Source organism: Streptomyces yokosukanensis (genome assembly GCF_001514035.1).
GTDB classification, from domain to species: Bacteria; Actinomycetota; Actinomycetes; order Streptomycetales; family Streptomycetaceae; genus Streptomyces; species Streptomyces yokosukanensis.
The window spans coordinates 42,905-44,874 of the sequence record NZ_KQ948237.1 but is presented as its reverse complement, the minus strand read 5'-3'; the positions used below and the strand labels follow the sequence as shown (position 1 = coordinate 44,874).

Annotated in this window: 3 protein-coding genes; 1 reads left to right on the top strand and 2 read right to left on the bottom strand. The window is 68.5% G+C overall.

Features of this window, described 5'->3' with window-relative positions:
- Positions 1-522: NADP-dependent oxidoreductase (locus AQI95_RS41750; protein WP_208614402.1), on the bottom strand; the 522-nt coding region annotated here is incomplete at its 3' end.
- Between the two features lie 111 nt (positions 523-633).
- Between AQI95_RS41750 and AQI95_RS41745 the strand changes: the two genes are divergently transcribed.
- Positions 634-1,227 carry a TetR/AcrR family transcriptional regulator gene (locus tag AQI95_RS41745; RefSeq protein WP_067136410.1) on the top strand — a complete coding sequence of 198 codons (594 nt, stop codon included), beginning with the start codon at positions 634-636 and terminating at the stop codon, positions 1,225-1,227.
- A gap of 316 nt (positions 1,228-1,543) precedes the next feature.
- On the opposite strand, the gene AQI95_RS41740 is transcribed toward AQI95_RS41745, so the two are convergent.
- The coding region (locus tag AQI95_RS41740; protein ID WP_159056700.1) for a zinc-binding dehydrogenase at positions 1,544-1,970 on the bottom strand (427 nt) is incomplete at its 5' end.

The window sequence follows — 1,970 nt, the reverse complement described above, 5'->3', positions numbered from 1 at the left end:
CACTGTGGTGTCGGCGTCGAGTGCCGTCGGGCGGTGCCGTGCCTCCTGGAAGGGCGAGGGGTGATCGTGTCCGAGCTCGATCAGGAACTGCCACGCGGTGAGCCCTGCCATCGGCGCCCCGGCGGCCTGCACGTGGTCGATTCCGGCCGGCTTGCGGGCGAGGTCCGATACGGGCGCGGCGACGTACTCGGCGTATGCGCTGCCGCCGAAGCTGGGGAAGCGTAGAAGGCCGAAGACTTCATCACCTGCGGCCAGGCCGTGTACGTCCGCGGCGACGGCCTCGACGACGCCCGACACGTCCGTCCCCGGAATCACCGGCAGACTGACCGTCGACTCCGTCTCCCCGGGCATCCTGGTCAGCCCGCCGCGCAGGTATCGGTCCGGAGGATTGATGCCGGCCGCGTGAACGCGAACGAGTACCTCACCCGGCCCCGGCTCGGGAATCGGCACCTCGTCGTAGCGCAGAACTTCGGGGCCGCCGTACTCATGGAGCCGGACCGCCCTCATCGTGTGTGTCGGCATCGCTTTCTCCTGCCCGAGCTGCGGGATACGCTTATTCGGATCAGTGCTCCATATAAACGGACCACTGATCCGAATATATGGACCACTGATCCGGATAGTCAAGAGGGGCAGATGCGGGCCGACGCCAGGAAGAACCGCGACCACCTGCTCGCGGTAGCGGGCACCGCTCTCACCGAGGAGGGCGTCGACGTGTCGCTGCGCGACATCGCGCGCAGGGCCGATGTCGGGCTCGCGACGCTGCTGCGGCACTTCCCGACGCGCGAGGCACTGCTCGACGCCCTGCTCCGTACGAGCTTCGACGAACTCACGGCAAAAGCGCTTGAGTTCGAGACGTCGAACTCACCCGAAGTTGCTCTCGTCTCGTGGCTGCGCGACTGCGTCGCGTGGACCACCGAGTATCGGGGCGTGACCGTACTGATGGCAGCCGCCATCGAGGACACCGATTCCGCACTCCACGCGTCGTGCGTCACCCTGCGTGCAGCCGGTGCGCGGCTCCTCACCCGCGCCCAGGCCGTGGGCCTGGCGCGGAGCGACATCGATGGCGCCGATTTGTTTGCGCTGGTGGCCATGCTCGCTTGGCTCGGCGATCAACCCTCGCTCGCGCCACGCGCCGATCGTCTCACCGAGCTTGTCGCGAGCGCGATTCTGACCAGCACAGGGAGCAGTCGTGCCAAGGGGGAGCGCCCCCCTCAGTCCCGTGGCTGAGATGGTCACGCGCTGACCGGTGGACTCGGCCGCCCGGTCGACGGGGGAGGGGTTCGACACCGGGTTCGCCGAGTTCGCCGAGCTGACAGAGTTCGCCGAGTTGGCCGAGGATCGTGGCATCGAGTCGCGCCGCCTTCCGGGAGCAACCCGCGCCGGCTCGAAGCGCCCTAGGAACGCCGCGGCGAGCGAGCTGCCGCCGTTTCCCAGGATCATCCGCCCTGCGGGTGCGCGCGATCGGGCTTGCCGGGACGGGCAGGGTGTCGTACGTGCGGTGCCCTGTCCGGCGGATGCTGTGATGTCGATCCGTACGGGGACCTCACATCTCGACGACGACCTTGCCCTTGGCGCGGCCCTGCTCCAGGTAGGCGAAGCCGTCGGCGATCTGCTCGAACGGGAAGACGCGGTCGGTGACCGGTTTCAGTTCGCCCGCGTCCACGAGCGCGGCCAGGTGTGCCAGGTCCGCACCGCTGGGGTGCATGAAGAGGAAGCGGTAGCGCGCCCCGTGCCGCCGCGCCTCGCGCCGGATCTTCATACTGAGAAGCCCGAACACGGCCGCGAACAGTGGGCCCTTGCCCATGTCCTTGCGGGCGGTGGTCGGCTCCGGAGTCTTCGCGACGGAGACCGTCGTGGCGCCGGGTTTGAGGATGGCGAAGCTGTCCAGGAGGTCCTGCCCGCCGGTCAGGTCGAAGGCGCCGTCGTAGTCGTGCAGTACGGCCTTGAACTTCTGCCCGTGGTAGTCGATC